The organism is Sphingomonas sp. Leaf343 (genome assembly GCF_001423765.1).
Lineage (GTDB): Bacteria > Pseudomonadota > Alphaproteobacteria > Sphingomonadales > Sphingomonadaceae > Sphingomonas.
Genome location: NZ_LMPG01000010.1, coordinates 31,338 through 56,476, shown reverse-complemented (window position 1 = coordinate 56,476; position 25,139 = coordinate 31,338). Strand labels below are relative to the sequence as shown.

At 67.9% G+C, this 25,139-nt stretch carries 23 protein-coding genes; 10 read left to right on the top strand and 13 right to left on the bottom strand.

Annotation, left to right across the window (positions count from 1 at the left end; genetic code table 11):
- Positions 1 to 6: 6 nt before the first annotated feature.
- From ASG07_RS05525 to ASG07_RS05510, 4 genes are read right to left on the bottom strand one after another with little or no spacing between them, the layout of a single operon-like run.
- Complete coding sequence (locus ASG07_RS05525; RefSeq protein ID WP_055843373.1) at positions 7 to 1,473, bottom strand: Ppx/GppA family phosphatase; 1,467 nt, start codon at positions 1,471 to 1,473, stop codon at positions 7 to 9.
- Entirely contained in the window at positions 1,470 to 3,626 is a 2,157-nt protein-coding gene (locus ASG07_RS05520) for an RNA degradosome polyphosphate kinase (RefSeq protein ID WP_055843371.1), read from the bottom strand. The genes ASG07_RS05525 and ASG07_RS05520 overlap by 4 nt, the downstream gene beginning before the upstream one ends.
- Complete coding sequence (locus tag ASG07_RS05515) at positions 3,623 to 4,234, bottom strand: HdaA/DnaA family protein (protein WP_055843369.1); 612 nt, start codon at positions 4,232 to 4,234, stop codon at positions 3,623 to 3,625. The genes ASG07_RS05520 and ASG07_RS05515 overlap by 4 nt, the downstream gene beginning before the upstream one ends.
- Positions 4,235 to 4,264: 30 nt before the next feature.
- Positions 4,265 to 5,515, bottom strand: a complete 1,251-nt coding sequence (locus tag ASG07_RS05510) for a hypothetical protein (protein ID WP_055843367.1) — start codon at positions 5,513 to 5,515, stop codon at positions 4,265 to 4,267.
- Positions 5,516 to 5,578: 63 nt separating this feature from the next.
- Between ASG07_RS05510 and purM the strand changes: the two genes are divergently transcribed.
- The 3 genes from purM to ASG07_RS05495 are packed head-to-tail and all read left to right on the top strand — an operon-like array spanning position 5,579 to position 8,149.
- On the top strand, positions 5,579 to 6,673 hold the full coding sequence (gene purM, locus ASG07_RS05505; protein WP_055843365.1) for a phosphoribosylformylglycinamidine cyclo-ligase: 1,095 nt from the start codon (positions 5,579 to 5,581) through the stop codon (positions 6,671 to 6,673).
- On the top strand, positions 6,663 to 7,571 hold the full coding sequence (purN, locus tag ASG07_RS05500; protein ID WP_055843363.1) for a phosphoribosylglycinamide formyltransferase: 909 nt from the start codon (positions 6,663 to 6,665) through the stop codon (positions 7,569 to 7,571). Before purM ends, purN begins: the two co-directional genes overlap by 11 nt.
- Positions 7,568 to 8,149 (top strand): hypothetical protein, encoded by a 582-nt coding sequence (locus ASG07_RS05495; RefSeq protein ID WP_055843362.1) that lies wholly within the window; start codon positions 7,568 to 7,570, stop codon positions 8,147 to 8,149. Before purN ends, ASG07_RS05495 begins: the two co-directional genes overlap by 4 nt.
- A gap of 32 nt (positions 8,150 to 8,181) precedes the next feature.
- On the opposite strand, the gene ASG07_RS05490 is transcribed toward ASG07_RS05495, so the two are convergent.
- A complete protein-coding gene (locus tag ASG07_RS05490; RefSeq protein ID WP_168377310.1) occupies positions 8,182 to 9,228 on the bottom strand; it encodes a helix-turn-helix domain-containing protein in 1,047 nt (348 codons plus the stop codon).
- 330 nt (positions 9,229 to 9,558) lie between these two features.
- Here ASG07_RS05490 and ASG07_RS05485 point away from each other — a divergent pair, with 330 nt between their 5' ends.
- The gene (locus ASG07_RS05485) at positions 9,559 to 9,873 is read left to right on the top strand and encodes a hypothetical protein (RefSeq protein ID WP_055843357.1); all 315 of its coding nucleotides are present in this window, start codon (positions 9,559 to 9,561) and stop codon (positions 9,871 to 9,873) included.
- 25 nt (positions 9,874 to 9,898) lie between these two features.
- On the opposite strand, the gene ASG07_RS05480 is transcribed toward ASG07_RS05485, so the two are convergent.
- The 4 genes from ASG07_RS05480 to ASG07_RS05465 all read right to left on the bottom strand — a co-directional run bounded on the left by ASG07_RS05480 (position 9,899) and on the right by ASG07_RS05465 (position 12,954).
- Positions 9,899 to 10,417, bottom strand: coding sequence for a GNAT family N-acetyltransferase (locus ASG07_RS05480; protein WP_055843355.1), 519 nt, complete (start codon positions 10,415 to 10,417; stop codon positions 9,899 to 9,901).
- Complete coding sequence (ndk, locus tag ASG07_RS05475; protein ID WP_055843352.1) at positions 10,417 to 10,839, bottom strand: nucleoside-diphosphate kinase; 423 nt, start codon at positions 10,837 to 10,839, stop codon at positions 10,417 to 10,419. Before ndk ends, ASG07_RS05480 begins: the two co-directional genes overlap by 1 nt.
- Positions 10,840 to 10,924: 85 nt before the next feature.
- Complete coding sequence (locus tag ASG07_RS05470) at positions 10,925 to 11,365, bottom strand: DNA polymerase III subunit chi (RefSeq protein ID WP_055843349.1); 441 nt, start codon at positions 11,363 to 11,365, stop codon at positions 10,925 to 10,927.
- A 107-nt stretch (positions 11,366 to 11,472) separates the two neighbouring features.
- On the bottom strand, positions 11,473 to 12,954 hold the full coding sequence (locus ASG07_RS05465) for a leucyl aminopeptidase (RefSeq protein ID WP_055843347.1): 1,482 nt from the start codon (positions 12,952 to 12,954) through the stop codon (positions 11,473 to 11,475).
- A 198-nt stretch (positions 12,955 to 13,152) separates the two neighbouring features.
- Between ASG07_RS05465 and ASG07_RS05460 the strand changes: the two genes are divergently transcribed.
- The 4 genes from ASG07_RS05460 (at position 13,153) to rsmA (ending at position 18,617) form a co-directional block, all read left to right on the top strand.
- Complete coding sequence (locus ASG07_RS05460) at positions 13,153 to 15,366, top strand: LPS-assembly protein LptD (RefSeq protein ID WP_055843940.1); 2,214 nt, start codon at positions 13,153 to 13,155, stop codon at positions 15,364 to 15,366.
- A 116-nt stretch (positions 15,367 to 15,482) separates the two neighbouring features.
- Positions 15,483 to 16,793 (top strand): peptidylprolyl isomerase, encoded by a 1,311-nt coding sequence (locus ASG07_RS05455; RefSeq protein WP_055843345.1) that lies wholly within the window; start codon positions 15,483 to 15,485, stop codon positions 16,791 to 16,793.
- A 10-nt stretch (positions 16,794 to 16,803) separates the two neighbouring features.
- Positions 16,804 to 17,796 (top strand): 4-hydroxythreonine-4-phosphate dehydrogenase PdxA, encoded by a 993-nt coding sequence (pdxA, locus tag ASG07_RS05450; protein ID WP_082474569.1) that lies wholly within the window; start codon positions 16,804 to 16,806, stop codon positions 17,794 to 17,796.
- The gene (gene rsmA / locus ASG07_RS05445; protein WP_055843343.1) at positions 17,793 to 18,617 is read left to right on the top strand and encodes a 16S rRNA (adenine(1518)-N(6)/adenine(1519)-N(6))-dimethyltransferase RsmA; all 825 of its coding nucleotides are present in this window, start codon (positions 17,793 to 17,795) and stop codon (positions 18,615 to 18,617) included. Before pdxA ends, rsmA begins: the two co-directional genes overlap by 4 nt.
- Positions 18,618 to 18,630: 13 nt before the next feature.
- Here rsmA and ASG07_RS05440 read toward each other — a convergent pair whose 3' ends face one another.
- The 3 genes from ASG07_RS05440 to guaB all read right to left on the bottom strand — a co-directional run bounded on the left by ASG07_RS05440 (position 18,631) and on the right by guaB (position 21,894).
- Positions 18,631 to 19,131, bottom strand: a complete 501-nt coding sequence (locus tag ASG07_RS05440; RefSeq protein WP_201780966.1) for a hypothetical protein — start codon at positions 19,129 to 19,131, stop codon at positions 18,631 to 18,633.
- Between the two features lie 32 nt (positions 19,132 to 19,163).
- Positions 19,164 to 20,324 carry an RsmB/NOP family class I SAM-dependent RNA methyltransferase gene (locus ASG07_RS05435; protein ID WP_055843341.1) on the bottom strand — a complete coding sequence of 387 codons (1,161 nt, stop codon included), beginning with the start codon at positions 20,322 to 20,324 and terminating at the stop codon, positions 19,164 to 19,166.
- Between the two features lie 112 nt (positions 20,325 to 20,436).
- Positions 20,437 to 21,894 (bottom strand): IMP dehydrogenase, encoded by a 1,458-nt coding sequence (guaB, locus tag ASG07_RS05430; RefSeq protein WP_055843339.1) that lies wholly within the window; start codon positions 21,892 to 21,894, stop codon positions 20,437 to 20,439.
- 86 nt (positions 21,895 to 21,980) lie between these two features.
- On the opposite strand from guaB, the gene ASG07_RS05425 reads away from it, so the two are divergent.
- The gene (locus ASG07_RS05425) at positions 21,981 to 22,949 is read left to right on the top strand and encodes an SPFH domain-containing protein (RefSeq protein WP_055843337.1); all 969 of its coding nucleotides are present in this window, start codon (positions 21,981 to 21,983) and stop codon (positions 22,947 to 22,949) included.
- Entirely contained in the window at positions 22,946 to 23,401 is a 456-nt protein-coding gene (locus ASG07_RS05420) for an NfeD family protein (RefSeq protein WP_055843335.1), read from the top strand. Before ASG07_RS05425 ends, ASG07_RS05420 begins: the two co-directional genes overlap by 4 nt.
- Before the next feature lie 65 nt (positions 23,402 to 23,466).
- Here ASG07_RS05420 and ASG07_RS05415 read toward each other — a convergent pair whose 3' ends face one another.
- Positions 23,467 to 25,110 carry a phosphoenolpyruvate carboxykinase gene (locus ASG07_RS05415; RefSeq protein WP_443024591.1) on the bottom strand — a complete coding sequence of 548 codons (1,644 nt, stop codon included), beginning with the start codon at positions 25,108 to 25,110 and terminating at the stop codon, positions 23,467 to 23,469.
- Positions 25,111 to 25,139 lie beyond the last annotated feature (29 nt).

Below are 25,139 nucleotides of genomic sequence, written 5' to 3'. Positions count from 1 at the left end.
GGCGGGTCAGGCCAGGACGGGCTTGCAGGCGAGCAGCGTCGCCAGCGCGACGTGGCGTTTCTCCACCGTCTCGCCGTAGAGCGCACGGTCGGCCGCGGGCAGCGCCAGTGTCACGGTGCCGGCATCCCGCGCCAGCCGGCTGCGCTGGAGCGGCCCCGCCAGCCCGGCCGACAAGCGCTGACCCAGCCGGATCGCCAGTCCCCAGGCGACCGCACCGGCAAGCGCCTGCTGACCCGCAAGACGCGGCAGCGGATCGGGCGACAGGGTGCCGCCGCCAAGGCTGGTGAACAGCGACTGCGCCAGTTGCGCGCGTTCCCTGGCGTCGATCGCGACCCAGTTGCCGTGCAGCGCGACCTCGACCCCGCGTTCGGCGCGGAATTCGGGATTGGCGTGCCAGCCCACATCCGCGAGCAGGCAGGCGGCGTGCCGGATGCGCGCCTGAGACGGCGCTTCGTGGGCGAACAGCGGCGCGATCCAGCGATCGAGGAGGTCGCCATGCTCCGGAAAACGCCCGAGCAGACGCCCCTCCTCGCGGGCGGCGACGATCAGCGGATCGAGCGCCCGCGTCGGTGCGTCGAGCATCCCGAACAACAACCCCTCGCGCAGACCGAAGGCGGAGATGACTGTGCCGGCGGAACCGAGTTCGCGCAGGACGATGTCGAGCAACGCGGTCGCATCGGGTAGCGTGGCCGCGCGACCGGAGGACAGTCCGGGGATGTCGCGTAGCTGTTGTTTGGTCATCAGCGGCAGTTGCGCGGCAAGCTGGGCGACCGTCGCCGGCGCGAGACAATATTGATGGACGACAGGCAACGGATAGCCCGCCAGCCCCATGTGCAATCGCCCGAGCGCGCGCCACGACCCGCCGACGAGATACAGCGGCGTGCCCCGGCCCCGGCCGCGCCAGCCGGCTTTTCCGATCAGGTCGGACACCCGCTTGTCCAGCGACTTGCCGCGCGTTCCCGCGATCCGCAGGACGCCGAGCGGGAAGGAGACGCGGTCCTCCACCTTGCCGGCGCGGACGCGGACCAGCTCAAGACTGCCGCCGCCGAGATCGCCGACGATGCCGTCGGCGGTGGGGATGCCGGACAGCACCCCCTGCCCGGCCCCCAGGGCCTCCTGTTCGCCCGACAGGATCTCCACGGTCAGGCCGAGCGCGGTGGCGGCGTCGATCAGTTCGGGACCGTTCTCCGCATCGCGCACGGCCGCAGTCGCGACGGTGCGGACGGTGGCGACCTCCATCTCGCGCGTGACCGCGGCGAAGCGCGCCAGTGCGGTGCGGGCGGCGGCGAGGGCGGACGGCTCCATGCGGCCAGTCTGTGCGAGACCGCGACCAAGACCGGCCATGACCTTTTCGTTGAACAAGGTTGCGGGCAGGCGCGCAGGCCCCTGATAGACGACGAGGCGAACCGAGTTGGACCCGATGTCGATGATCGCCGTGCGAGAGGCGTCGGCGCGCTTGCCGAAGATGTTCATGGAGCCGCCCGGAGCGAGAGCGTCGGCACCTTCTCCAGCGCCGCGCCGCGCCCCGACAGCGACGGATTCGTCATGAAATAACGATGCAGGTTGAACGGCTTGTCGCCGGGATCGACCCGCGTATAGTCGCCGTCCGGCCCCAGTATCCAGCTTTGCTCGTTATCCAGCAGATTGGCGACCATCACCTGATCGAGGATCTGGTCGTGCACGGTCGGGTTGGTGATCGGCAGCATATATTCGACCCGCCGGTCGAAGTTGCGCGGCATCCAGTCCGCGGACGATATGTACATCTTCGCCCCGTCATTGGGCAGTTTCTTGCCGTTGCCGAACACGCAGATCCGGCTATGTTCCAGAAAGCGGCCGATGATCGACTTGACGTGGATGTTCTCGGACAGTCCGGGCACCTGCGGGCGGAGGCAGCAGATGCCCCGGATTACGAGGTCCACCTCGACGCCGGCACCCGATGCCTCGTACAGTTTGTCGATCAATGCGGGATCGACGAGGCTGTTCATCTTCGCCCAGATCGACGCGGGGCGGCCTGCCTGCGCATGTTCGATTTCGGCGTCGATCAACCGGAGCAGCCTTTGGCGTAGATTGCCCGGCGACAGGCTGACGATCTTCATATCCTGCGGTTCGACATAGCCGGTGACGTAGTTGAACATCTGCGCGGCATCGCGTCCGATCACAGGATCGGCCGTGAAGTAACTGAGGTCGGTGTATATTTTTGCTGTAACCGGATGATAGTTGCCGGTGCCGAAGTGGCAGTAGGTGCGGAATCCGCCGCTTTCCCGCCGGACGACGAGCGACACTTTCGCGTGGGTCTTCCAGTCGATGAAGCCGTAGACGACCTGCACCCCGGCCCGCTCCAGCGCGGACGCCCAGACGAGGTTCTGTTCCTCGTCGAAGCGTGCCTTTAACTCCACGACGGCGGTCACGGACTTGCCCGCCTCCGCCGCGGCGATCAGCGCATTGATGACGGCGGACTGTTTGCCGGCGCGGTAGAGCGTCTGCTTGATCGCGACGACATCGGGATCGTTCGCAGCCTGCTTCAGGAAGGCCAGCACGACCTCGAACGTCTCGTAGGGGTGATGAACGACGATGTCCTTGGCTCTGATCGCGGCGAAGCAATCGCCACCAAACTCCCGGATTCGTTCGGGAAAGCGTGGCGTGAACGGCGTGAATTTCAGGTCCGGCCGATCCTCATCGACCAGCATGTCGAGGTCGGAGAGGCCGAGCAGATTGCCGCTTTCGGTGACGATCGTGTCGCTGCCTCCCAGTTCGTCCTTAAGCAGCGCCTCCAGCGCGTCGGGCATCCCGGTTTCCAGCTCCAGCCGGATGACGCGACCCCGGCGGCGGCGTTTGATCGCGTTCGCAAAGTAGCGAACGAGGTCCTCGGCTTCCTCCTCGATCTCGATGTCGCTGTCGCGCAGGACGCGGAACGCGGCGGCACCGTGAACCTCGTAGCCGGGGAACAGGACCGGTGCGAACCGCTTGACGATCGTCTCGACGGAGACGTAGCGCGCGTCCTCGCCCGGCAGGCGGACGAAGCGCGGCATCGTCGCGGGCAGCATGACGATCTCGCGGATCGGCTCCTTGTCCGACTGCCGTTCCAGATCGAAGATCACCGACAGCCCCTTGTTGGGGATGAACGGAAAGGGATGCGCGGGGTCGAGCGCCTGCGGCGTCAGGATCGGAAAGATCTGTTCGCGGAAATGCGTGGCGAGCCATTCGTCGGCTTCGCCGTCGATCGCATCGCGGCGGAGGATGAACAGCCCGGCCTGGTCGAGGAGGACGCGCAGGTCGCCCCAGACCGCCTGCTGGCTTTCCATCAGCCGGTCGGCTTCGGCCACGATCGCCCCGAGTTGCTGCCCCGGGGTCAGGCCGTCGGCGGAGCGACGTTCCACGTCCTGTTTCTGCTGCCCCTTCAGACCCGCGACCCGGACCATGAAGAACTCGTCGAGGTTCGACCCGCAGATCGACAGGAATCGCAGCCGTTCCAGCAGGGGATGCGCGGTGTTGCACGCCTCCTCCAGCACGCGGCGGTTGAAGGCGAGCCACGACAATTCCCGGTTGAAATACCGGTCGTTGGGTTCCGCGACGAAGGCGTCGTCATCGGCCTCCGCAATCGTCACGATATGCGCTGGGCGGGTCATGGCGTCTCCGGTTTGCCGGCGATCAGGCCGGCGTCGATCAGGGTGGATCGGGCAAGGGGAATGGTCAGGCGCTTGCGGCGTTCCGCACATTCCTGATCCAGTGCGTCGACGGTACGCTCGACCGCCAGATGGCTACGCTCGATCCGGGTGGCGAGCCAGTCGACCAGATCGGGTCGCGCGTCGAGGCCGAGGCGGTTGAGGCGATAATCCAGCAGCGACCGGACGAGGGCGTCGTCCGGTGCGCCGATCTCGGCAAGGACGCTGGCCGCCAGTCGGGAGCGGAGATCGGGCAGCGTGATCTCCCATACCGGTGGCGGCGCGTCGGTAACGAGCAACAGCGGCCGACCGGTGGATTGCGCGTCGTTCCAGGCGTGGAACAGCGACTCCTGAGACACGGCATGAGCATCGTCGACGATCGTCCCGCCGCTCTTCGCCGCGAACAGGCGGGCGAGCGTGCTGCGGCCCGAGCGGCGCGGACCCGTCAGCATCGCCACGCGGACCTGCCACGATCCCCAGCGTTCCAGCAGATGCACGGCGCGGGCGTTGGACGGTGTGACGAGGAAGGATTCGTCGCGGGGATCGGCGGGCAAGGCCAGCGGCAACGCCATCTGGCTGGGGAAAAGGCTACGCGCCACGCGTCACCCGGCCGTCTGGCTTTCCGCAGGCAGATCGGGCGGCGTGACCTGAGGCGCGCGCCGGATGCGGAGCGTGTCGCCCGCGCCCTGCACCTGATAGCCACGCGCCTCCAGCGCCGCCGTCAGCGCCGCCGCGCCGCCGTCGGTCACGACCCGCATCAACGATACGCCGCCGAGCGCGAGGCTGGTCGTCGCGGCGGAGCGCACGCCCGGGATCGCGCGAACCAGTGCCTCGGTATTCGCGACGCTGGCGGTGCCGGGCGTGTCGAACTGGATCGTGACGGTCGCGGACCCGGCGGTGGGCGCGCCGAGATTGGCCATGATCGTGTCGAGATCGCCGGTCGGCGCGGGCGTTTCCGTCGCTTCCGGCCGGGGCGGCGGCGACAGCGCGACGTCCGGCTCCAGACGACCGCTGCGCAGCGCCTGTTGATAGATGGCGTCGAGTCGCTGCACGCCCGTATCGAGCAGTTGCGGCACGCCCGCCGAGGTGCCGACGCGCAGCAGGAACCGCCCGATCACATCATTGTCGGGGCCATGCCGCGCCTCGAACGCGCCGATCACCGGGCCGCCCGGATATTGCCGCGTCAACCGGACGGTCGGGATCAGCACGTCGGACGCGCCATATTGGTCGAGGATCGTCCGCCACCAGCCGCGGCCGGGTCGCCGGGTCTGACCGGCGTTCAGCAGCAGCGGGTCGACGCCGGTTCCGGCCGGGCGGATATAGTCGACGGCAGAGTTGCCGGTGCGGAACCGCGCCCACGCCTCCTGCCAGGGCGTTCGCTGTTCGAAGACCTGCCCCACCCCGCCGGACCAGATGACGGGAATCACCAGCATCGGCGTGGATCGCCCGGCCGAGGTCACGATGCCGAGCACCGACCCCGTGCGACCGCGATCGAACAGCACGCCCAGCCGGGCGATGTAACGGGTCGGGCCGATCTGCTCGTTCTCGACCACGATGCCGGAGACGAGCTGGTCGAGCGTGCCGTCCGACACCAGCCCGCCGCCACCGCCAAGCCGGCGCGAAAGCTGCACCCAGGCCTTGCGCTGGGCGAGCCGCCAGCCGCCGAGCCGTGCCGCCTCCGCGGAACCGGCCGCGACATCGACGGTGACGCCGGCCACCTCGAACGCGCCGGCGCTGTCGACCGGGGCGACGCCGCGGCCCGAACCTTCGATCTGCGCGACCGTCGCCGGGGTAACGGCGACCGCGGCTACGGCGAACGCTGCTACGGCGAAAGGGGCGGAGGAGCGGCGCATGATGCCGCGCCTTTTGCAGAAGCGAGCGTGGAAATCCAAGCGCGATGTGGCTAGGCGCAATCTATGAGCGAGCAACCCTCCTACACTTACGCCGATGCCGGCGTGTCGATCGCCGCCGGTAATGCGCTGGTGCGCGCCATCGGCCCTCTTGCCCGGTCGACCCGCCGCGCCGGTGCCGATGCCGATCTGGGCGGGTTCGGCGGCCTTTTCGACCTGAAGGCGGCGGGCTTCGTCGATCCGCTGCTGGTGGCGGCGAACGACGGGGTCGGCACCAAGCTGAAGCTGGCGATCGAATGGGACCGGCATGAGGGCGTCGGCGTCGATCTGGTCGCGATGTGCGCCAACGACCTGATCGTCCAGGGCGCGGAGCCGCTGTTCTTTCTCGATTACTACGCCAGCGGCAAGCTGGAGTCCGGGATCGCCGAACGCGTGATCGCGTCGATCGCGGAGGGGTGCCGTCAGGCGGGCTGCGCCCTGATCGGGGGCGAGACGGCGGAGATGCCGGGCATGTACGCGCCGGGCGACTATGATCTGGCCGGATTCTGCGTCGGTGCGGTCGAGCGCGACCGTCTGCTGACCGGCGCGACGATCGGCGCGGGCGACGCGGTGCTGGGCCTGACGTCGAGCGGCGTCCACTCCAACGGCTTCTCGCTCGTACGACGGCTGGCGACGGACAAGGGCTGGAAGCTCGACCGGCCGGCGCTGTTCGATGCGGACAGGCTGTTGATCGACCATCTGATGGCACCGACGCGGATCTACGTCGCCAGCCTGTTGCCGTTATTGCGCGAGGGGCGGATCAAGGGGCTGGCGCATATCACCGGCGGCGGGTTGCTGGAGAATATCCCGCGCGTCCTGCCGGCGGAGGCGCATGCGGTGATCGACGCGGATGCGTGGGAGCAGCCGCGGTTGATGGCGTATCTGCAGGCGCAGGGCGCGATCGAGCCGGAGGAGATGGCGCGGACCTTCAATTGCGGAATCGGCATGGCGGTGGTTGTGGCGGCGGACGAGGCCGATGCGGTGGCAGCCGCGCTGACCGGGGCGGGCGAAACGGTGGCGACGATCGGCCGGATCGAGGCGGGCCAGCGCGGCTGCACCGTCCGCGGGTCGGCCGGGACGTGGAGCGCGCGCGCCGACTGGACGGCGGGTCATGTCCAATAGCAAGCGCGTCGCCATCCTGATCTCCGGCCGGGGATCGAACATGATGGCGCTGGTGGAACAGGCGCGCGGATACGAGGTGGTGCTGGTCGCCTCCGACAAGCCGGATGCGCCGGGTCTGGGCTGGGCGCGGGCGCGCGGGCTGGCGACGTTCGCGCTCAGCCCCGGGGGGATCGGCAAGGCCCGATACGAGGCGCAGCTGGATGCGGCGCTGCGCGAGGCGGAGGTCGGGACGATCGCGCTGGCGGGCTACATGCGCCTGATCTCCGACGACTTCGTCGCGCGCTGGCGGGGGCGGATCGTCAATATCCATCCGTCCCTGCTGCCGCTCTACAAGGGTCTCGACACGCATGCCCGCGCGATCGCGGCCGGCGATGCCCATGCGGGTTGCTCGGTCCATGTCGTGACCGAGGAGCTGGATGGCGGCGCGGTGCTGGGACAGTCGCGCGTCGCGATTCTGCCGGGGGACGACACGGAGACGCTGGCGGCGCGGGTCCTGACCGCCGAACATGCGTTATACCCGCGCATCCTGTCGGAGTATGTGATGACGCCTCTCGATCGCATTCGTGATACAGCATTGAAATTGCCGGAAACCGAAGAGCGGCCCAGCCACGGCCAGCCGACATTCTTCGTGGGCGAGAATCAGTTCGCGCAGGTTCGCGACGATCATCACGGCGACGGGCGCCACGTCGTCTGCGTCCGCACCAGCGACCAGGACGAGCAGGCGATGCTGCTGGAGGCTGCCCCCGACATCTACTCGCGTCCCGCGTATCTCGCGTCATCGGGCTGGGTCGGCATGACGCTGTCGGGCGATGTCGACTGGCCGCTGGTCGAGGATCGGATCGCCCGAAGCTGGGAACTCGCGGCCCCCGCCCGACTGCTGGAGGCGGGCGGGCGATGAGCGAGACGTCCGAACAGGCGACCCGCCGCCGTTGGGTGACGCTGGCGGAGGTCGTCGCGGTGGCGGGCGTGGTGATCGCCGGGCTGACCTTCTACACCGGCTGGGCCGACCGGAAAGCCGATCAGGCAGCGCGCGTCGCGGAACACTCGACCGAAGCGCGCGAGCGGTCGCGCGTCGATCTTGTGGCCACGGTCGAGAGCGATGGCCAGCGACTGGCGATCAAGGACGAGAAACACGATCTTCAGGATCTGGCGGTGGTGTTTCCGAAGGCGCTGGGTATCGCGCCGGAACGGCCGGTGGCGGACATCGCGATCGGCATCGACGCGATCGAGACGCCGATCCTGAAGCTGACCGACGGTGGCGCGGACGATCGCGCCGGGCGGCTGCCGGTGCTGCTGACGGTCCGCTACTGGGACGGCGACACGGCGCGGACCTCTACGGCGATTTATGACCTGATATGGAAGACCGAGGGCCGGATGCTGCGTGGCCGGACGTTGCGCCTGCAGGGCATGCGGCTGCGCGAGCGGGGCGGTAATCAGGCGCGACTGGACACGCTCTGGGCGCGCGAGAAGCTGTAAAGCCGATCCCGCCGCCGCCGCGCTCTGCCGGTTTACACCTTGGACCTGCGCCTCGTATCGCTCGGCAGGCATCCGTAGCGCTCCCGATAACGCCGGCTGAAATCACTCATATGAGCGAAGCCCCAGGTCGATGCGGCTTGCGCAACCGACAGGTCGTCATCGGTCTGCAAGGCGGCGTGGACACGGTCCAGCCGGCGAGCGATCAGATGTTGCACCGGGCTGCACCCGACGTGGCGCTTGAACCCGGTCTGCAACGCACGCGCCGTCAAACCCGCCGCGGCTGCGATATCGGAAATGGATAAAGTCCTGCGCAGATTGCCTTCGATGAAGTCGAGCGCCGTCTTGATCGGCCTGATCGAGACGTCCACCGGGTTCGGCGCGATCGTGGTACCGATCGAGGGCCAGGCACTGACAAACTGATAGACGAGGAGTTCCTCCAGCAGGGGGATCATCAGATCGTCGTCGCGCCGTTGGCCGAGTTGATACCACAGGATGTTCAGCGTCTGTCGCAAAGCAGCCAGACCGGCATTGCCCGTTTCGACCACCGGCCGGAATTGCGGAAGGATCGCCGCCTCCGACCCGCTGAGGGTGCGGCACGCGTGAACGATCGCGTCGCGGCTCATCGTCGCGGTGGTGGCCGAGAATCCCGGTGACGCCTGTTCGCGGCGCATCGCGTCGAACGACACGCATAGCGCCTGATCGAAGCCGACGACGGTGCCGTCGCCATGGGCATCGTCCCGCAGCATGAAGCCCGTCCGCACGAATCGCAGGGTGATGAGATCCGCCGAAATCTTGGGGCGGCTGATGAAACCGTGGTCGGACCGGGTCGTCCAGATACTGAGCGTTTCGCTCTGGCTGCCCGCGAAGGCGAAATGGATCGGACTCTGCGGCAACGGCTCGAAATCGACGGCAATTCCGCCTGCCTCGTTCAGCAATTCCAGTTGCCCCCCGGTCGTGACGGCGTGACGGAAATGCGTCTGCGGTCGCCATCGCGCCGGATCGGGAGAGCCGTCACCGATGGTGGACCCCGCGAAGGTCCTGGTGTCGCGGGTCTCGCGACCGGGCTGTTCTTCGTGCATCAGCGACATTCTTTCGCCCTTGGCATGTCACCTTCCTGCAACATGTCGATTCGCGCTCGCTAGCATTATCGCGCCGCCGATCTTGATGGACTGCTAAAATCCAGCGGTTCGCCGTGATCCCGGTAGCATTATCGCGCTTTGCCGCTCCGCCGGGACTCATCGGCCCATAATGGCGCGCGACAAATCGTCCGACGCCGGTCGTCGTGGGATTTCACAAAGATTTGTCAATCATTACAACACCTATGTCGGCGAACGACGAATAACCATCACCCACAGGTCGGGTTGGAACGCTGGCGAAAGCCGGTGCCCGACGATCCATCAGGAGAGTCTATGAGGAACTACTTCTGCAAGTATATTCCCCCTCGCCCCGATTTCATGGACACGCTGACGGCCGAAGAAGCCGGTCTGTTGATGGATCAGCGGGCGTGGCAGTCCGATCTGTTCAGTCGGAACGTGATCGTCGCGTGCGGACCCGTACTGGATCCGACGGGATCGTACGGGATGGCGATCTACTCCATCCCCGAAAGCCACGACATCGCCGCGATCACCGTGCTCGATCCGATGGTTCAGGCGAAGATCGGCCACTACGAGCATTTTCCCCTTCTCGAATTGACCGCATGTTCGGGAAGCCACGCCGCCATCTGACGCCGGGGCCGGCCGCAAGGGGGGCTCACACGTCGCGGGCGTAGACCCGATCGTCATGCCATGTGACCCCGACCCTGAACCGGCGATCGGCGATGACCGAGAAACCGTGTCGTTCGTAGAAGGCGCGGGCACGATGATTGCCTGCGAAGACGCCCAGAAGCATGCGGGAACCGCCCAGCCCTCTCGCGTCGGTGATGGCGTGGGCCATCAGCGCCGCGCCCAAGCCGGTGCCGCGCGCGATCGACAGCGTATAGATGCGGCGGAGTTCGACGTCGCCCGGCCGGGTTTCGCCGACATCGTCAGGCGTCGTCAGGACGGTGTATCCGACGGGCGCGCCTCCATCCGGATGCGTCGCGATCATCACGATGCTGGCGGGATCGGCGATCCAGTCGGCGAAAGCCACTGGTGCGCTCTTGTTCGTCACATGCGCGACGATGTCGTCGCCGGCCAGAATGCCGGCGAACGTCTCCAGAAAACTTGCGGCCGCGACGAGCGACAGGGCCGGCGCGTCGCCGGTCTCCGCCCGCCGCAGCCGCCAAGCCATCAGCCGACGATCTCTTCCGGCTTGAAGAAATACGCGATCTCGATCTCGGCATTCTCGTCCGAATCCGAACCATGCACCGTGTTCGCCTCGATCGACTCGGCGAGTTCCTTGCGGATCGTGCCCGGCTCGGCATTGGCGGGGTTGGTCGCGCCCATGATGTCGCGGTTGCGCTGCATGGCGTTCTCGCCCTCCAGCACCTGCACGACGACCGGGCCGGAGATCATGAATTCGACCAGATCGTTGAAGAACGGACGCTCGCGGTGGACGGCGTAGAAGCCCTCGGCCTGTTCGCGGCTCATCTGGATGCGCTTGGACGCGACGACGCGCAGGCCGGCTTCCTCCAGCATCTTCGTGACGGCGCCGGTGATGTTGCGACGCGTGGCGTCGGGCTTGATGATCGAAAAGGTACGGTTCGCGGCCATGACGGTCACGGGCTCCTGTCTGATGGGGAGGAAAGTCGCGTCGCCCCTAGTCGCGGGCGGGGCGGAAGGCAACAACGCCGGCTGGTCAGGCTGCCTGTTCCCAGCGGCCGGCGTCGTTCTGCTTCCAGTAGCGGCGCTGGACACCGTCGCGGTCGGCGAGCGCTTTCCACGCCAGCCGTGCCTCGCGGATGCGATCGTCGTCGAAGAAGTGGAAGGCGCGGTCGAAATCGAGCGCGTCGTCGCGCCACACGCCGTCGACCAGCGCCACGTTGCGGGCACGGTTGGCGGCGTTGACGTCGGGGGCGATCAGCACCGGCTGCACGGTGTCGTCGCCCTGACCCAGTTGCGCGTGGGGAAGGAAGCTGGCGGGCGCATAGCTCCACAACAGGCGGTCGAGGGCCTCGCGTTGGGCCGGTTCGCCGGCGACGATCAGCAGGCGACCGCCACCCGCCACCACCTTCTCCGCGATCTGCGGGAGGGCGCGGTCGAGCGGGGTGGCGGTGAGATGGTAGAAGTCGACCTGCATGTCGGCTGGTCTAGCGGGGGTGCGACGTGGCGGGAAGCGGTGCTTCGACTTCGCCCGGCACGAACGGGTGGGAGGATTATCCCCCTCCCGTCCGCGCTAGCGTGGCCTCACTTCTCGAAATTGTCCGCGACGAAGCGGTCGAGCAGCTTCACGCCGTAGCCGGTCGCGCCCTTGTCATAGCCGGGACCGGGCTTGTCGGACCAGACCATTCCGGCGATATCGAGGTGCGCCCACTTCACGCCGTCATCAATGAAGCGCTTGATGAACTGCGCCGCAGTGATCGACCCGCCGCCACGCGGACCGACATTCTTCATGTCGGCGATCGGGCTGTCGATCAGCTTGTCGTAGGTCGCCGACAAGGGGAAGCGCCACAGTTTGTCGTCGGTCGCGAGGCCGGCGGCGGCGAGTTGCGCGGCAAGATCGTCGTCGTTCGAGAACAGCCCGCCATATTCGTTGCCCAGCGCGACGATCATCGCACCGGTCAGCGTCGCGAGATCGACAATCGTCTTCGGGCGGAACGTCCGCTGCGTCCACGTGATCGCATCCGCCAGGACCAGCCGGCCCTCGGCGTCGGTGTTCAGCACCTCGATCGTCTGGCCGGACATCGACGTCACGACGTCGCCCGGCCGCGTCGCAAGGCCGTCCGGCATGTTCTCGACCAGTCCGCAGACGCCGACCACGTTCGCCTTCGCCTTGCGCGTGGCGAGCGAGCGCATCGCGCCGACGACGGCACCCGCGCCGCCCATGTCCCACTTCATGTCCTCCATGCCGGCGGCGGGCTTGATCGAGATGCCGCCGGTGTCGAACGTCACGCCCTTGCCCACCAGCGCGAGGTCGGGGTCGCCCTCCCCTGCCCCGTTCCAGCGCAGCGCGAGGACGCGGGCTTCGCGGGCCGAGCCGAGGCTGACCGACAGCAGCGATCCCATGCCCAGCTCGCGCATCGCATCCTCGTCGAGGACGGTAATTTCCAGCCCCAGCCCTTCGACATCGGCGCGGACACGCTCGACGAAGGTCTCGGGATAGATGATGTTCGCCGGCTCCGCGACCAGCGTGCGGGTGAGCGCCAGACCCCGGGTCAGCGCGTCCTGATGCAGCCACGCGGCATCGGTGCCGTCCGGCGCGCCGGCGATCGTGAGCGATACGAGTGTCGGTCTGGACGTCTCCGCCAGTTTCGTGCGGTACACGTCGTGCCGCCATGCGCGCTGCGCTGCGGTCCCCGCGAGCTTCGCCACGGCGGCGGGCGACGGTGCGTTGGCGAGCGTCGAAAGGTCGACGGTCGCCCCGGTCGCGCCGGAGGTCAGCAGCTTCGCCACGATCGCGCCGCCCGCCTTGCGCCAGCCGCCCTCGTGGTTGCCGACGCCGACCAGCAGGATGTGGCGGACCGCCTCGCCCTCGCCCTCGCCCTCGCCGACGAACAGCTCGACGGTCGACCCGGCCTCACCGGAAAACCGCGATGCCGTCGCCGCCGCTTCGGCGACGCGGCGGGTCGCATCGCCGCTCCACCGGGTTCGCGCCAGCGCATCCTTCTCGACCGGGATGACGAGAATGGCGGCGTCGGCGGCCGCGGCGGGCGCGAAATGGATCTGCATGAAGTCCTCGGATTATGAACGTCACATCTAGGACGATGCACCTGGATGGCAAGCGCAGCGTTGCGGGAGCGGACGGGGTGCGATAGGCGCTGATCGCGTCGCGGCCATTCAGGGCGGCCATTCAGGGCGGCCGGCGCCGACGTGTTGAAGGGGACGGGTTTCTTGCCGCGTATCGACCTGTTCGCCGGCTGTGCCGTGATGGCCTGTGCGATCGGCCTGGCCACCAGCGCCGTCGCGCAGGAGCTTCAGGATCGCCCCGTCGCGCCACCCGGAGCCGGACCGATCGCCGGCGCGCCCCCGGCCGCCGACGATCAGGTCCAGTTCGCCGCCGGTGCGCTGGAATATGACTCCGAAGGCGACATCGTCACCGCGAAGGGCGACGTGCGCATGATCCGGCAGGGTCAGCGGCTGCGCGCCGATCAGGTCGTCTGGAACCGCAAGACCGGCAAGGTCGTGGCGACCGGCAACATCGCCGTCACCAATCCGCAGGGCGACATCGCCTATGGCGACCGCATCGACCTGACCGACACGCTGAAGGATGGCGTGGTCGACAACATGCTGGTCGTGCTGGAACAGGGCGGACGGCTGGCGGCGGTGAAGGGAACCCGGTCCGAAGACGGCACGGTGACGCTGGAGACCGCCGCCTACACGCCCTGCGCGGTCGAGACGTCGAAAGGCTGCCCCAAGGAGCCGAGCTGGAAAATCACCGCGATCAAGGTGACGTACCGGCCGGACAGGCAGCGCGTCTATTATGCCGGCGGACGGCTGGACCTGTTCGGCCTGCCCGCGCTGCCGCTGCCGCGCTTCTCGCATCCGGTCGGCGGGTCGAGCGACAGCGGGCTGCTGAGCCCGCAGTTCAGCTACAGCCGGGTCAACGGGCTGGAGCTGGCGACCCCCTATTTCATCAAGCTTGCGCCCGATCGCGGCCTGACGCTGACGCCGCATATCTATTCCAGCGTGCTGCCGATGGCGGAGGCGGATTACTCGCAACTGTCCGGGCGCGGGGCGTTCCGGCTGCACGGCTATGTCACCGAAAGCCGGCGCAGCGACGACCTGAACACCGTCGACCCGAGCGACACCGAGATGGCGCTCCGCGGCTATATCGACGGTGTCGCCAGATACCAGTTCACGCCGGAATGGAGCGCCAGCGGATCGCTGCGGCTGGCGACCGACCGCACTTTCCTGCGCCGCTACGACATCTCGCGCGACGATCGGCTGCGCAACACGGCGACGTTGCAGCGGATCGGGACGGACAGCTATTTCTCGATCAGCGGCTGGGCGGTGCAGACGCTGCGCGTCAACGACAAACAGGGCTTGCAGCCGATCGCCCTGCCCGAGATCGACTATCGCCGCCGCTTCGCCGATCCGCTGCTGGGCGGACGCGTGGAGTTGCAGGTCAACAGCCTCGCGCTGACGCGTACCGACGGGCAGGATACGCAGCGCGCCTTCGCCAGCCTGCGCTGGGACCTGCGTCGTCTGACCAACTGGGGTCAGGAAGTGACGTTCACGGCCTTCGCCCGCGGCGATGCGTACAACGCCAACGACACGCTCTCCACCGCCGTCGTCACCTATCGCGGGACGGAGGGTTTTCAGGGCCGGGCGATCGGGGCGCTGGCGGCGGACATGAAATGGCCGTTCGTCGGCAGTTTCCTCGGCGGGACGCAGCGGCTGACGCCAAGGGTTCAGCTCGTCGCCGCGCCGCGGGTCAAGAACCTGTCGATCCCCAACGAGGATTCGCGCGCGGTCGATCTGGACGATACCAACCTGTTCGCGCTCAACCGTTTTCCAGGTTACGACCGGTTCGAGGACTCGTCGCGCGCCACGTACGGCGCCGACTATGCGCTCGACCTGCCGGGGTTCAGCCTGGATGCGGTCGTCGGGCAGAGCTACCGCCTGTCGACGCGGGCGACGATCCTGCCCGACGGCACCGGCCTCAGCGACCGGTTCTCCGATTATACGGGACGAACGGAAGTGCGGTTCCGCGATTTCGTGTCGCTGGTGCATCGCTACCGCCTCGACAAGGACAGCTTCCGCGTCCGCCGCAACGAGGTCGACGCGACGGTCGGCAGCCGGTCGACCTATGCGCTGGTGGGCTATCTGAAGCTCAATCGCGACATCGACCAGACCGAGGATCTGCGCGACCGCGAAGAGGTTCGCGTCGGGGGACGCGTGCAGATCGCGCGCTTCTGGTCGGTCTTCGGATCGGCGATCGTCGATCTCACCAACCGGGACGAGGATGTACTGTCGCTGGCGGACGGGTTCGATCCGATCCGGCACAGGCTGGGCGTGCAGTACGAGGACGACTGTATCCGGCTGGGCGTGACGTGGCGGCGCGATTACCGGCAGATCGGCGATGCGCGCAAGGGGAACAACTTCCTCTTGACGCTGGCGTTGACGAACCTCGGCCGCTAAGCGCGGGTTCAGTAACGCCGGGGTAGCAGCGTCGTCTTTTCCAGATGATCGCGCAAGTGGGACAGGTAGGCCGAGTGAATCAGCATCGTCGTTGGACCCTCCTGGCGGGCAGCCTGATGGGCATTGCCGCCGTGGCCGCAGGCGCGATCGCGCAGACCGTGGAGGACAACAGCGTGCCGCAGGCCGCGCTGGACATCCCGGCCAACCTTCAGATCTTCGGCAAGCTGGACCCGAACGTCCGCAAGCCGACCGCGATCGTCAACAACACGGTCATCACCGGCACCGACGTCGATCAGCGGGTCGCGCTGGTGATCTTCGCGAACAAGCTGGAGATGCCGAAGGGCGAGGAGCTGGAGCGGCTGAAGCTTCAGATCCTGCGTCAGTTGATCGACGAAACGCTCCAGATCCAGGAAGCGCGGACCAACGACATCGTCGTCACGAAGCCCGAGATCGACCAGAGCTACGACCGGGTGGCGAATCGCTTCAACCAAAGCCCGCAGCAGCTGAACGGCGCGTTGCGCGCGGCGGGATCGTCCGAGCGGTCGCTGAAGCGGCAGATCGAGGGCGAACTCGCGTGGCAACGCTTCCTGCGCCGCAAGGTCGAGCCGTTCGTCAACATCGGCGATCAGGAGGTGAAGGCGATCCTCGATCGTCTGGAAGCCAGCAAGGGCACCGAGGAGTATAATCTTCGCGAGATCTATCTTTCCGCGAACGATGCGACCGGACAGCAGGTCGTCGCCAACGCCCGGGCGATGATCGCGGAGATCCAGAAGGGACAGCAGCCCTTCGACTATTTCGCGCGCCAGTTTTCGGAAGCCTCGACGCGGGCGGTCGGTGGCGATCTCGGATGGGTCCGGGCGGCCGTGCTGCCGGCGGAACTGGCGACGGCGGCGCAGCAGATGCAGGTCGGTCAGGTCGCCGGGCCGATCGAGATTCCCGGCGGCGTGTCGATCATCTACCTGACCGACAAGCGTCAGGTGCTGACCGCCGATCCGCGCGACGCGCGGCTCAGCCTGAAGCAGCTGACGATCCGCTTTCCCCAGGGCACGAACCAGGCGCAGGCGACACAGCGGGCGGAGGCCTTCACCAAGGCGCTCACCAATATCCAGGGTTGCGGATCGGTCGCGAAGATCGCGGCGGGCGTCGGGGCCGAAGTGGTCGACAACGACACGGTGCGCATCCGCGACCTGCCGCCGCAGCTGGGCGACATCATGCTGAAGCTGCAGATCGGGCAGTCGACGCCGCCGTTCGGATCACCGAGCGAAGGCGTCCGCGCGCTGGTGCTGTGCGGTCGCGACGATCCCAAGAGCGGCCAGTTGCCGTCGAGCGATCAGGTCGAGAACCAGCTCCAGACGCAGCGGGTCAACCTGCGCGCCCAGCAGAAGCTGCGCGATCTTCGCCGTGACGCCATCGTCGAATATCGCTGAGGCGGCGGGCATGATGCCGCTGGCGGTGTCGATCGGCGATCCGGCCGGCGTCGGGCCGGAGATCGTCGCCAAAGCGTGGGATGCGCGTGCGCCGCGGAGCCTGCCGCCGTTCTTCGCGGTCGGGGATGCCCGGTCCGTCGCTCGCGTGTGGGCCGGGCCGATCGTCGAGATCGACGATCCGCGCGCCGCGATCGATGTCTTCGATCGCGCGCTGCCGGTGCTGACGGTGCACGATGCCGGGGAGATCGTGCCGGGCGTGCCCGACATCGAGGGTGCACGGTGCGCGTTGCAATCGCTGGAGCTGGCGGTCGGGCTGGCGCGATCCGGCGCAGCGCGGGCGCTGGTGACCGGACCGGTCGCGAAGATCCACCTTTACTCGATCGGCTTCGAATATCCCGGCCAGACCGAGTTCGTCGCCGAACGCTGCGGCATCGCGGGCGAGAACGCAGTGATGATGCTCGCCGGGCCGGATCTGCGGGTCGTACCGATGACGACGCATGTCCCGCTGTCGGCCGTTTCTGCCCTCGTCACGGTGGAGCTGGTGCTGGCCAAGGCGCGGGCGACGGCGCGTGGGCTGATGCGCAATTTCGGGATCGAGCGTCCGCGGCTGGCGGTTGCGGGCCTCAACCCCCATGCCGGCGAGAGCGGCGCGCTGGGGCGGGAAGAGATCGAGGTGCTGGAGCCGGCAATCGCTCAACTCGTCGCGGAGGGGCTGGACGTGACCGGCCCCTTTGCCGCCGACACGCTGTTCCACCCGAGGGCGCGGGCACGCTACGACGCGGCGCTGTGTTGTTATCACGATCAGGCGCTGGTGCCGATCAAGACGCTGTTCTTCGATGACGGCGTCAACATGACGCTGGGCCTGCCGATCGTGCGGACTTCGCCCGACCACGGCACCGCCTTCGCCATCGCCGGACAGGACCGGGCGGAGCCGGGCGCGATGATCGCGGCGATCGCGATGGCAGCGGAGGCCGCGGACCGCCGCGCCGCGTTCGGGGCGTGAACCCCGTCACTCCGTTGCCGCCGCTGCGCGAGGTGATCGCGCGCCACGGCCTGTCGGCGTCGAAGGCGCTGGGGCAGAATTTCCTGTTCGACGGGCAGTTGCTCGACCGTATCGCCGCGGTACCGGGCGACCTGACCGATGCCGAGGTGCTGGAGGTCGGGCCGGGTCCGGGCGGGCTGACGCGGGCGCTGCTCAAGGCGGGCGCGCGGGTGACGGCGATCGAGCGGGATGCGCGCTGCATGCCGGCGCTGGCCGAACTGGGCGAGGCTTTCCCAGGGCGGCTGCGCGTGATCGAGGGCGATGCGCTGGCGATCGACATGCCGTCCCTGTTCGAGGGCAAGCCGCACATCGCCAGCAACCTGCCCTATAATGTCGGCACCGCACTGCTGATCGGGTGGCTTTCGGCGGAATGGCAGCCGTGGTGGCGAAGCTGCACGCTGATGTTCCAGAAGGAGGTCGCGGACCGGATCGTCGCGGGTGTCGACAGCCCCGCTTACGGACGACTGGCCGTGCTGGCGCAGTGGCGCAGCGTGCCGCGGATCGCGATGCCGGTGCATCGGTCGGCGTTCACGCCACCACCCAAGGTCATGTCGGCGGTCGTGCACATCGTACCGTCCGAACCGCCGGCCGGCGTCAGGCTGGCGACGCTGGAGCGAGTAACCGCCGCCGCGTTCGGTCAGCGGCGCAAGATGCTGCGCCAGAGTCTGAAAGGGGTGCCGGGTGCGCTCGATGCGCTGGAGACGGTCGGGATCGAGGCCACACGACGCGCGGAGACGGTGTCGGTGGCGGAGTTCGTGGAGGTCGCGCGGGTTCTGGGGTGAACGCCCGACCCGGTTACTCCTTGGACACGCCCGGCTTCGGATCGACCTGCGCGGTCGTGATCGGCGGCCCCTTCTGGATGGCTGCGGCCAGCGTCGTCGCCTCGGGGCACTGGCCCTTGCAGAGCGTCCTGAGCCTGGCGAGATTGGCGCGCGCCTGCGTCAGGGCGCCCTTGTGCACCAGTGCAGCGCCCTGCCCTGCGAGGGCCACGCGATCGTTCGGCTCCAGCAGCAGCGCCTCGCGGTAGAGGCGGATCGCCTTGCCCGGCAGGTCGCGCGCATCGGCGACCTCGGCCAGTGTCACGAACGCGGCGCGGTTGCGCGGATCGACCGCGACGGCCGTCTCCAGCAGATCGGTCGCGCCGTCGAGATTGCCCGCAGCCTTCGCGGCGCGCCCCTCCGTCAGCAACTGCATCGAGCGCGCGTCGATCTGGTCGTCCGGCCGCTGGCCGCTGAGCGAGGTGGACAGGCTCACGGTTGCCAGCAATCCGGCAAGGGCGAGGCACGAAACACGCATGATCGTCTCCGACGGCGACATTGTGATGACGGCTACCACGCGGCCCGAAGGCGCGCGACAAAAAATCCGTCGGTCCCGTCGGTGGCGGGATCGAGCCGCAGCCCCTCCCCGCGCGGACGGCCGGCGGGCAGGCCGAGCAGGTCGACGGTCCAGCCGGGGTGACGCGACAGGAAGGCATCGACCTGACCCGCGCCCTCCTCGTCGAGCAGCGAGCAGACGATGTAGACGAGGTGGCCGCCCGGCTTCACCAGCGCCGCGCCGAGATCGAGGACGTGCGCCTGCAACGCCTGTAGCTTGGAAAGACGATCCGGCGTCAGCCGCCAGCGTGCCTCCGGGTTGCGCCGCCACGTTCCGGTGCCCGAACAGGGCGCATCGACCAGCACACCGTCCGCCTGTTCCGAAAGGTCGGCCAGCATGTCGGCTTCCTGACCGGGGTTGAGCAGGCGGGTGCGGACGATCGACACGCCGGCGCGATCCGCGCGCGGCGCGAGGCGCGAGAGGCGGGTACGGTCGGTGTCGCAGGCGATCAGGACGCCCTCGTTGTTCATCCGCGCCGCGAGCGCGAGGGTCTTGCCACCAGCGCCCGCGCACAGATCGACGATGTTCATGCCGGATTGCGCGGGCAAGGCGAGGCCGACGATCTGGCTGCCCTCGTCCTGAACCTCTATCGCCCCCTCGGCGAAGGCGGGGAGCTGTTCGACATTGGTGCCGGAAGGCAATCGCCAGCCGCCCGTGACGCGGAGTTCGACGGCGTCGGCCAGATCGGGGGCGGGCTTCAGGCTGTTGGCGCGGATGTCGAGCGGGGCGCGGTCGACCAGCGATTGCAGCGGCACGTCGGATTTGGCGAGCAATGCCTCCAGCCACGCGGGCGCAACGCCGGTGGCGGCGCGCGGTTCGTTCGCGTCGATCGGCGCGGGGCCGTAGGGCGAGCCGTCGAAGGTTTCGGCAAGCGCCGGGTCATCGTCGGCGAGCGCGAGCATGGCGGCGCGGCCGCTCACCGGAAGCTCGCCGGCGTGGCGGATCGCTGCGTAGACCAGTTCGCGGACGGCGCGGCGGTCCTTCGATCCGGCATAGCGACGCTGGGCGAAGAAGCGCGTCGCGATCGTATCGGCCGCCGCACCGCCCTCGCGCGCGGCGGTGATGATCTGATCGAGCAGGTCGATCGCGGCCTGCGTTCTGGCGGCGGGGGTCATCGGAGGTTAGCCTAAGGTTGGTCCAACGCGACGTTTCGCGATGGGGTGTGGGGCGGCCGCATCCCGTGACAGATCGGCACCGTGCAGGACAGCGCCGATCGCCCACGCCGCATCAGCGCGTCGGATAATTCGGGGCCTCTCGCGTGATCGTCACGTCGTGGACGTGGCTTTCCTTCAGGCCCGCGCCAGTGATCTGGACGAACTGTGCGCGGCTCTGGAGGTCGGGGATGGTGCGCGATCCGGTGTAGCCCATCGCCGCCTTCACGCCGCCGACGAGCTGATGGATGACGTCGCGCGCAGGCCCCTTGAAGGCGACCTGACCCTCGATCCCCTCCGGCACCAGCTTCATCTGGTCCTTGATGTCGCCCTGGAAGTATCGATCTGCCGAGCCGCGGCCCATCGCGCCGACCGAACCCATGCCGCGATACGATTTATAGGCGCGGCCCTGATACAGGAACGTCTCGCCGGGCGCTTCCTCGGTGCCCGCCAGCAAGGATCCGACCATGCAGGTGGACGCCCCGGCCGCCAGCGCCTTGGCGAGGTCGCCCGAGGTGCGCAGGCCGCCATCGGCGATCACCGGCACGCCGGCCTTCGCGCCTTCCTCGGCGCAGTCCATCACGGCGGTCAGCTGCGGCACGCCGACGCCGGCGACGACGCGGGTGGTGCAGATCGATCCGGGGCCGATGCCGACCTTGATCCCGTCCGCGCCGGCGTCGATCAGCGCCTTCGTCGCCTCGGCGGTCGCGACGTTGCCGGCGACGACCTGAACCGAGTTGGACAGCTTCTTCACGCGCGCGACGGCGGCGGCGACTTCGCGATTATGACCATGCGCGGTGTCGATGATGATGAGGTCGCATTCGGCATCGACCAGCGCCTCGGTGCGCGCGAAACCCTTGTCGCCGACGGTCGTGGCGGCGGCGACACGCAGGCGACCGGCGGCGTCCTTGGTGGCGGTGGGATAGGTCACCGCCTTTTCGATATCCTTGACGGTGATGAGGCCGACGCAGGCATAATTCTCGTCGACGACCAGCAGCTTCTCGATGCGGCGCTGATGCAGCAGGCGGCGCGCCTCCTCCTGCCCTACGCCGGTCGAGACGGTTGCGAGATTGTCGCGCGTCATCAGTTCGGCGACCGGCTGGTTCGGGTTTTCGGCGAAGCGCACGTCGCGGTTGGTCAGGATGCCGACGAGGCGGCCGTTGGCTTCCACGACCGGGATGCCGCTGATCCGGTGGCGCGCCATCAGCGCCTGTGCCTCGGCGAGCGTCGCCGTCGGCGCGATCGTGTAGGGGTTGACGACCATGCCGCTTTCGAAGCGCTTCACCTGACGTACCGCGGCGACCTGTTCCTCGACGGTCAGGTTGCGGTGGAGAACCCCGATGCCGCCGAGCTGGGCCATGACGATCGCCATGTCCGCCTCCGTCACGGTATCCATCGCCGCGGAAAGTATGGGGATGTTCAATGCGATGCCCCGCGTCACGCGGGTTCGGGTATCCGCCTCGCTCGGCAGCACGTCCGATTCCGCAGGCACGAGGAGGACGTCGTCGAAGGTGAGGCCGAGGCGGATGGTCATGGGCGTCCTGCTAAATGGGTTGCGGGCCATGTAGCCCCGCGACGCCTGTATCGCTAGGGTGTCGGCATCAACGAGGGGATCGACCGATGGGCCTGACCGTCGCCGCACTGGGGCTGCTGCTGGTGCTTCTGTATCTGTTCACGAGCATCAAGATCGTGCGGCAGGGATATCAGTACACGATCGAGCATTTCGGCCGCTACACGACCACGGCCGCGCCCGGTTTCAACTTCTACCCTGCGTTCTTCTATCGGGTCGGCCGCAAGGTGAACATGATGGAGCAGGTGATCGATATTCCGGGTCAGGAGATCATCACCAAGGACAATGCGATCGTATCGACCGATGGTGTCGTATTCTTTCAGGTGCTGGATGCGGCGAAGGCGGCGTACGAGGTGTCGGACCTGTATGTGGCGCTGTTGCAACTGACGACGACGAACCTGCGCACGGTGATGGGGTCGATGGACCTCGACGAGACGCTGTCGAAGCGGGACGAGATCAACGCGCGCCTGTTGTCGGTGGTCGATCACGCGACGGTGCCGTGGGGCGTGAAGATCACCCGCGTCGAGATCAAGGACATCCGCCCGCCCGCCGACATCGTCACTGCGATGGGCCGGCAGATGAAGGCGGAGCGCGAGAAGCGTGCCAACATCCTCGAAGCCGAGGGCACGCGGGCGTCGGAGATCCTGCGGGCGGAAGGCCAGAAGCAGGCGCGTATTCTGGAGGCCGAAGGTCGCCGCGAGTCGGCGTTTCGCGACTCGGAAGCGCGTGAGCGGGCGGCGGAGGCGGAAGCCAAGGCCACCCAGGTCGTGTCGGACGCGATCGAATCGGGCGGCACGCAGGCGATCAATTACTTCATCGCGCAGAAATACGTGGAGGCGATCGGCAAGTTCGCGACCAGCCCGAACGCGAAGACGATCCTGTTCCCGGTCGAGGCGACGCAGTTGATGGGCACCCTGGGCGGAATCGGCGAACTGGCGAAGGACGCGCTGGGCGAGCGCAACACCAAGGCGGAGGCGCCCGCGCCCAAGCGGGGGCCGTTCGAACTGCCCAAGCCGTGAATCTGGACGCGGTCGGCGGGCCGGCGGGTGCGTGGCTGGCGCTCGCGCTGGTGCTGGGGATCGCCGAGCTGCTGATCCCCGGCGTGTTCCTCGTATTCGTCGCGATCGCCGCGGCGATCACCGGCATCGCGACATGGGCGCTGCCGGAATTGCCCGGCGCGGCGCAGGTCGGCAGTTTCGCCGTCTGGAGCGTGGTGACGGTGCTGATCGGGCGGCGCTGGTACACCGACTATCCGGTCGGTGGCGGCGACGTGCGGCTGAACGACCGCGCGGCCCGGATGATCGGCGAGGTGGTGACGGTGGAGGTCGCGCTTACCGACGGCCACGGGCGAGTGCGCGTGGGCGACGGCTCCTGGCCGGCGCGGGGACCGGATGCGGCGGTCGGCGCGCTGCTGCGGGTGGTGAGTGTCGAGAATGGGGTCGCGGTGGTGGAGTTGCTTCCGTCGCAATGACCCTCACCCATCCGGCGCTCCGCGCTTCCCTCCCTCTCCCAAGGGGAGAGGGAGGGAAGCGCGGGTCAGGCGGCGATCTTCGGGGCGGACTGGCGAACGCCTTCGTCGACATGCTCCGCGAACTGCGCGAAGTTCTCGACGAACAGGTCGACCAGTTTCGCCGCCGTCGCATCGTACGCCGCCTTGTCCGCCCACGTCTCGCGGGGATCAAGGATCGCCGCGTCGACGCCCGGCACCGCGACGGGCACCTTGAAGCCGAAGTTCGGGTCGGTGCGGAACTCGGCGTCGTTCAGGCTGCCGTCGAGCGCGGCGTTGAGTAGCGCGCGCGTGGCCTTGATCGGCATCCGGTTGCCGACGCCGTATTTGCCGCCGGTCCAGCCGGTATTGACCAGCCAGCAATCGACGTTGCCGCGAGCGATGCGCTCCTTCAGCAGATTGCCATAGACGGACGGGTGCCGCGGCATGAACGGCGCGCCGAAGCAGGTCGAGAAGGTCGCATCCGGTTCGGTCACGCCGATCTCCGTCCCCGCGACGCGTGCGGTGTACCCGGACAGGAAGTGGTACATCGCCTGGTCCGGCGTCAGCTTGGCGATCGGCGGCAGCACGCCGTACGCGTCGGCGGTCAGCATGACGATGTTGGACGGCACGCCGCCCATGTTCTCGTCCGACGCGTTGGGGATGAAGTCGATCGGGTAAGCACCGCGGCTGTTCTCCGCGAGGCTGTTGTCGTGCAGGTCGAGCTGGCGCGTGACCGGGTCCATGACCACGTTCTCCAGCACGGTGCCGAAGCGCTTGGTCGTCGCGAAGATCTCCGGCTCCGCATCGGCGGAGAGGCGGATCATCTTCGCGTAGCAGCCGCCCTCGAAGTTGAAGACCGCGTCGTCGGACCAGCCATGCTCGTCGTCGCCGATCAGCGTGCGGCTGGCGTCCGCGCTGAGCGTCGTCTTGCCGGTGCCGGACAGGCCGAAGAACACCGCGGTGCGGCCGTCCGCGCCCATATTGGCGGAACAGTGCATCGGCATCACGCCCTTGGGCGGCAGCAGATAGTTGAGGAGGCCGAACACCGACTTCTTCATCTCGCCCGCATACCGCGTGCCGCCGATCAGGATCAGCTTCTCGGTCAGGTTGACCGCGATGACGGTATCGGACCGGGTGCCGTGGCGCGACGGATCGGCACGGAAGCTGGGCAGGTCGATGATCGTGTAATCGGGCCGGAAGCCGCGCAGTTCATGCTCTTCCGGGCGGACCAGCATCGTGCGGATGAACAGATTGTGCCACGCCAGCTCGTTCAGAACGCGGACGCGGACGCGGTTGCCCGGCTGCGAACCGCCGTACAGGTCCTGCACGTACAGATCCTCGCGACGCTTCAGCGCGGTGAAGAAATCTGCCTTCAGCGCGGCGAAATGCTCCGGCGTCATCGCCTTGTTCGACTTGCCCCACCAGACGGTGTCCTCCGTCTCGGCATCGCGGACGATGAACTTGTCCTGCGCGGAGCGACCGGTATGCGCGCCGGTTTCGACGACGAGCGGACCGTCGGCGGAGAGCTTGCCCTCCTTGCAGGCGACCGACGCCTCGACCAGCCGGGCGGTCACGAGGTTCCAGTGAAGGTCCGCCCGGGTTTCGATACCCTGCGCCATCAGACCCAGATCGGGGATGCGTTCGTTCAAAATCCTGTCCTTTTCCCTACCACGTCGCGGTCTTTGCCGCATACGTATGCCTAGACGTCATCGCATAGGCA

What these genes read in the sequence shown, in the direction of transcription:
- ASG07_RS05515 (WP_055843369.1), bottom strand. Translation starts at nt 4,234, where the DNA reads ATGGCGTTGCCGCTGGCCTTGCCCGCCGATCCCCGCGACGAATCCTTC.
- ASG07_RS05510 (WP_055843367.1), bottom strand. Translation starts at nt 5,515, where the DNA reads ATGCGCCGCTCCTCCGCCCCTTTCGCCGTAGCAGCGTTCGCCGTAGCC.
- ndk (WP_055843352.1), bottom strand. Translation starts at nt 10,839, where the DNA reads ATGGCCGCGAACCGTACCTTTTCGATCATCAAGCCCGACGCCACGCGT.
- ASG07_RS05480 (WP_055843355.1), bottom strand. Translation starts at nt 10,417, where the DNA reads ATGGCTTGGCGGCTGCGGCGGGCGGAGACCGGCGACGCGCCGGCCCTG.
- ASG07_RS05415 (WP_443024591.1), bottom strand. Translation starts at nt 25,110, where the DNA reads ATGCGGCAAAGACCGCGACGTGGTAGGGAAAAGGACAGGATTTTGAAC.
- ASG07_RS05490 (WP_168377310.1), bottom strand. Translation starts at nt 9,228, where the DNA reads ATGCACGAAGAACAGCCCGGTCGCGAGACCCGCGACACCAGGACCTTC.
- ASG07_RS05440 (WP_201780966.1), bottom strand. Translation starts at nt 19,131, where the DNA reads ATGCGTGTTTCGTGCCTCGCCCTTGCCGGATTGCTGGCAACCGTGAGC.
- ASG07_RS05460 (WP_055843940.1), top strand. Translation starts at nt 13,153, where the DNA reads ATGGCCTGTGCGATCGGCCTGGCCACCAGCGCCGTCGCGCAGGAGCTT.
- ASG07_RS05435 (WP_055843341.1), bottom strand. Translation starts at nt 20,324, where the DNA reads ATGACCCCCGCCGCCAGAACGCAGGCCGCGATCGACCTGCTCGATCAG.
- purN (WP_055843363.1), top strand. Translation starts at nt 6,663, where the DNA reads ATGTCCAATAGCAAGCGCGTCGCCATCCTGATCTCCGGCCGGGGATCG.
- guaB (WP_055843339.1), bottom strand. Translation starts at nt 21,894, where the DNA reads ATGACCATCCGCCTCGGCCTCACCTTCGACGACGTCCTCCTCGTGCCT.
- ASG07_RS05520 (WP_055843371.1), bottom strand. Translation starts at nt 3,626, where the DNA reads ATGACCCGCCCAGCGCATATCGTGACGATTGCGGAGGCCGATGACGAC.
- pdxA (WP_082474569.1), top strand. Translation starts at nt 16,804, where the DNA reads ATGATGCCGCTGGCGGTGTCGATCGGCGATCCGGCCGGCGTCGGGCCG.
- purM (WP_055843365.1), top strand. Translation starts at nt 5,579, where the DNA reads ATGAGCGAGCAACCCTCCTACACTTACGCCGATGCCGGCGTGTCGATC.
- ASG07_RS05470 (WP_055843349.1), bottom strand. Translation starts at nt 11,365, where the DNA reads ATGCAGGTCGACTTCTACCATCTCACCGCCACCCCGCTCGACCGCGCC.
- ASG07_RS05425 (WP_055843337.1), top strand. Translation starts at nt 21,981, where the DNA reads ATGGGCCTGACCGTCGCCGCACTGGGGCTGCTGCTGGTGCTTCTGTAT.
- ASG07_RS05455 (WP_055843345.1), top strand. Translation starts at nt 15,483, where the DNA reads ATGGGCATTGCCGCCGTGGCCGCAGGCGCGATCGCGCAGACCGTGGAG.
- ASG07_RS05485 (WP_055843357.1), top strand. Translation starts at nt 9,559, where the DNA reads ATGAGGAACTACTTCTGCAAGTATATTCCCCCTCGCCCCGATTTCATG.
- ASG07_RS05525 (WP_055843373.1), bottom strand. Translation starts at nt 1,473, where the DNA reads ATGAACATCTTCGGCAAGCGCGCCGACGCCTCTCGCACGGCGATCATC.
- ASG07_RS05465 (WP_055843347.1), bottom strand. Translation starts at nt 12,954, where the DNA reads ATGCAGATCCATTTCGCGCCCGCCGCGGCCGCCGACGCCGCCATTCTC.
- ASG07_RS05495 (WP_055843362.1), top strand. Translation starts at nt 7,568, where the DNA reads ATGAGCGAGACGTCCGAACAGGCGACCCGCCGCCGTTGGGTGACGCTG.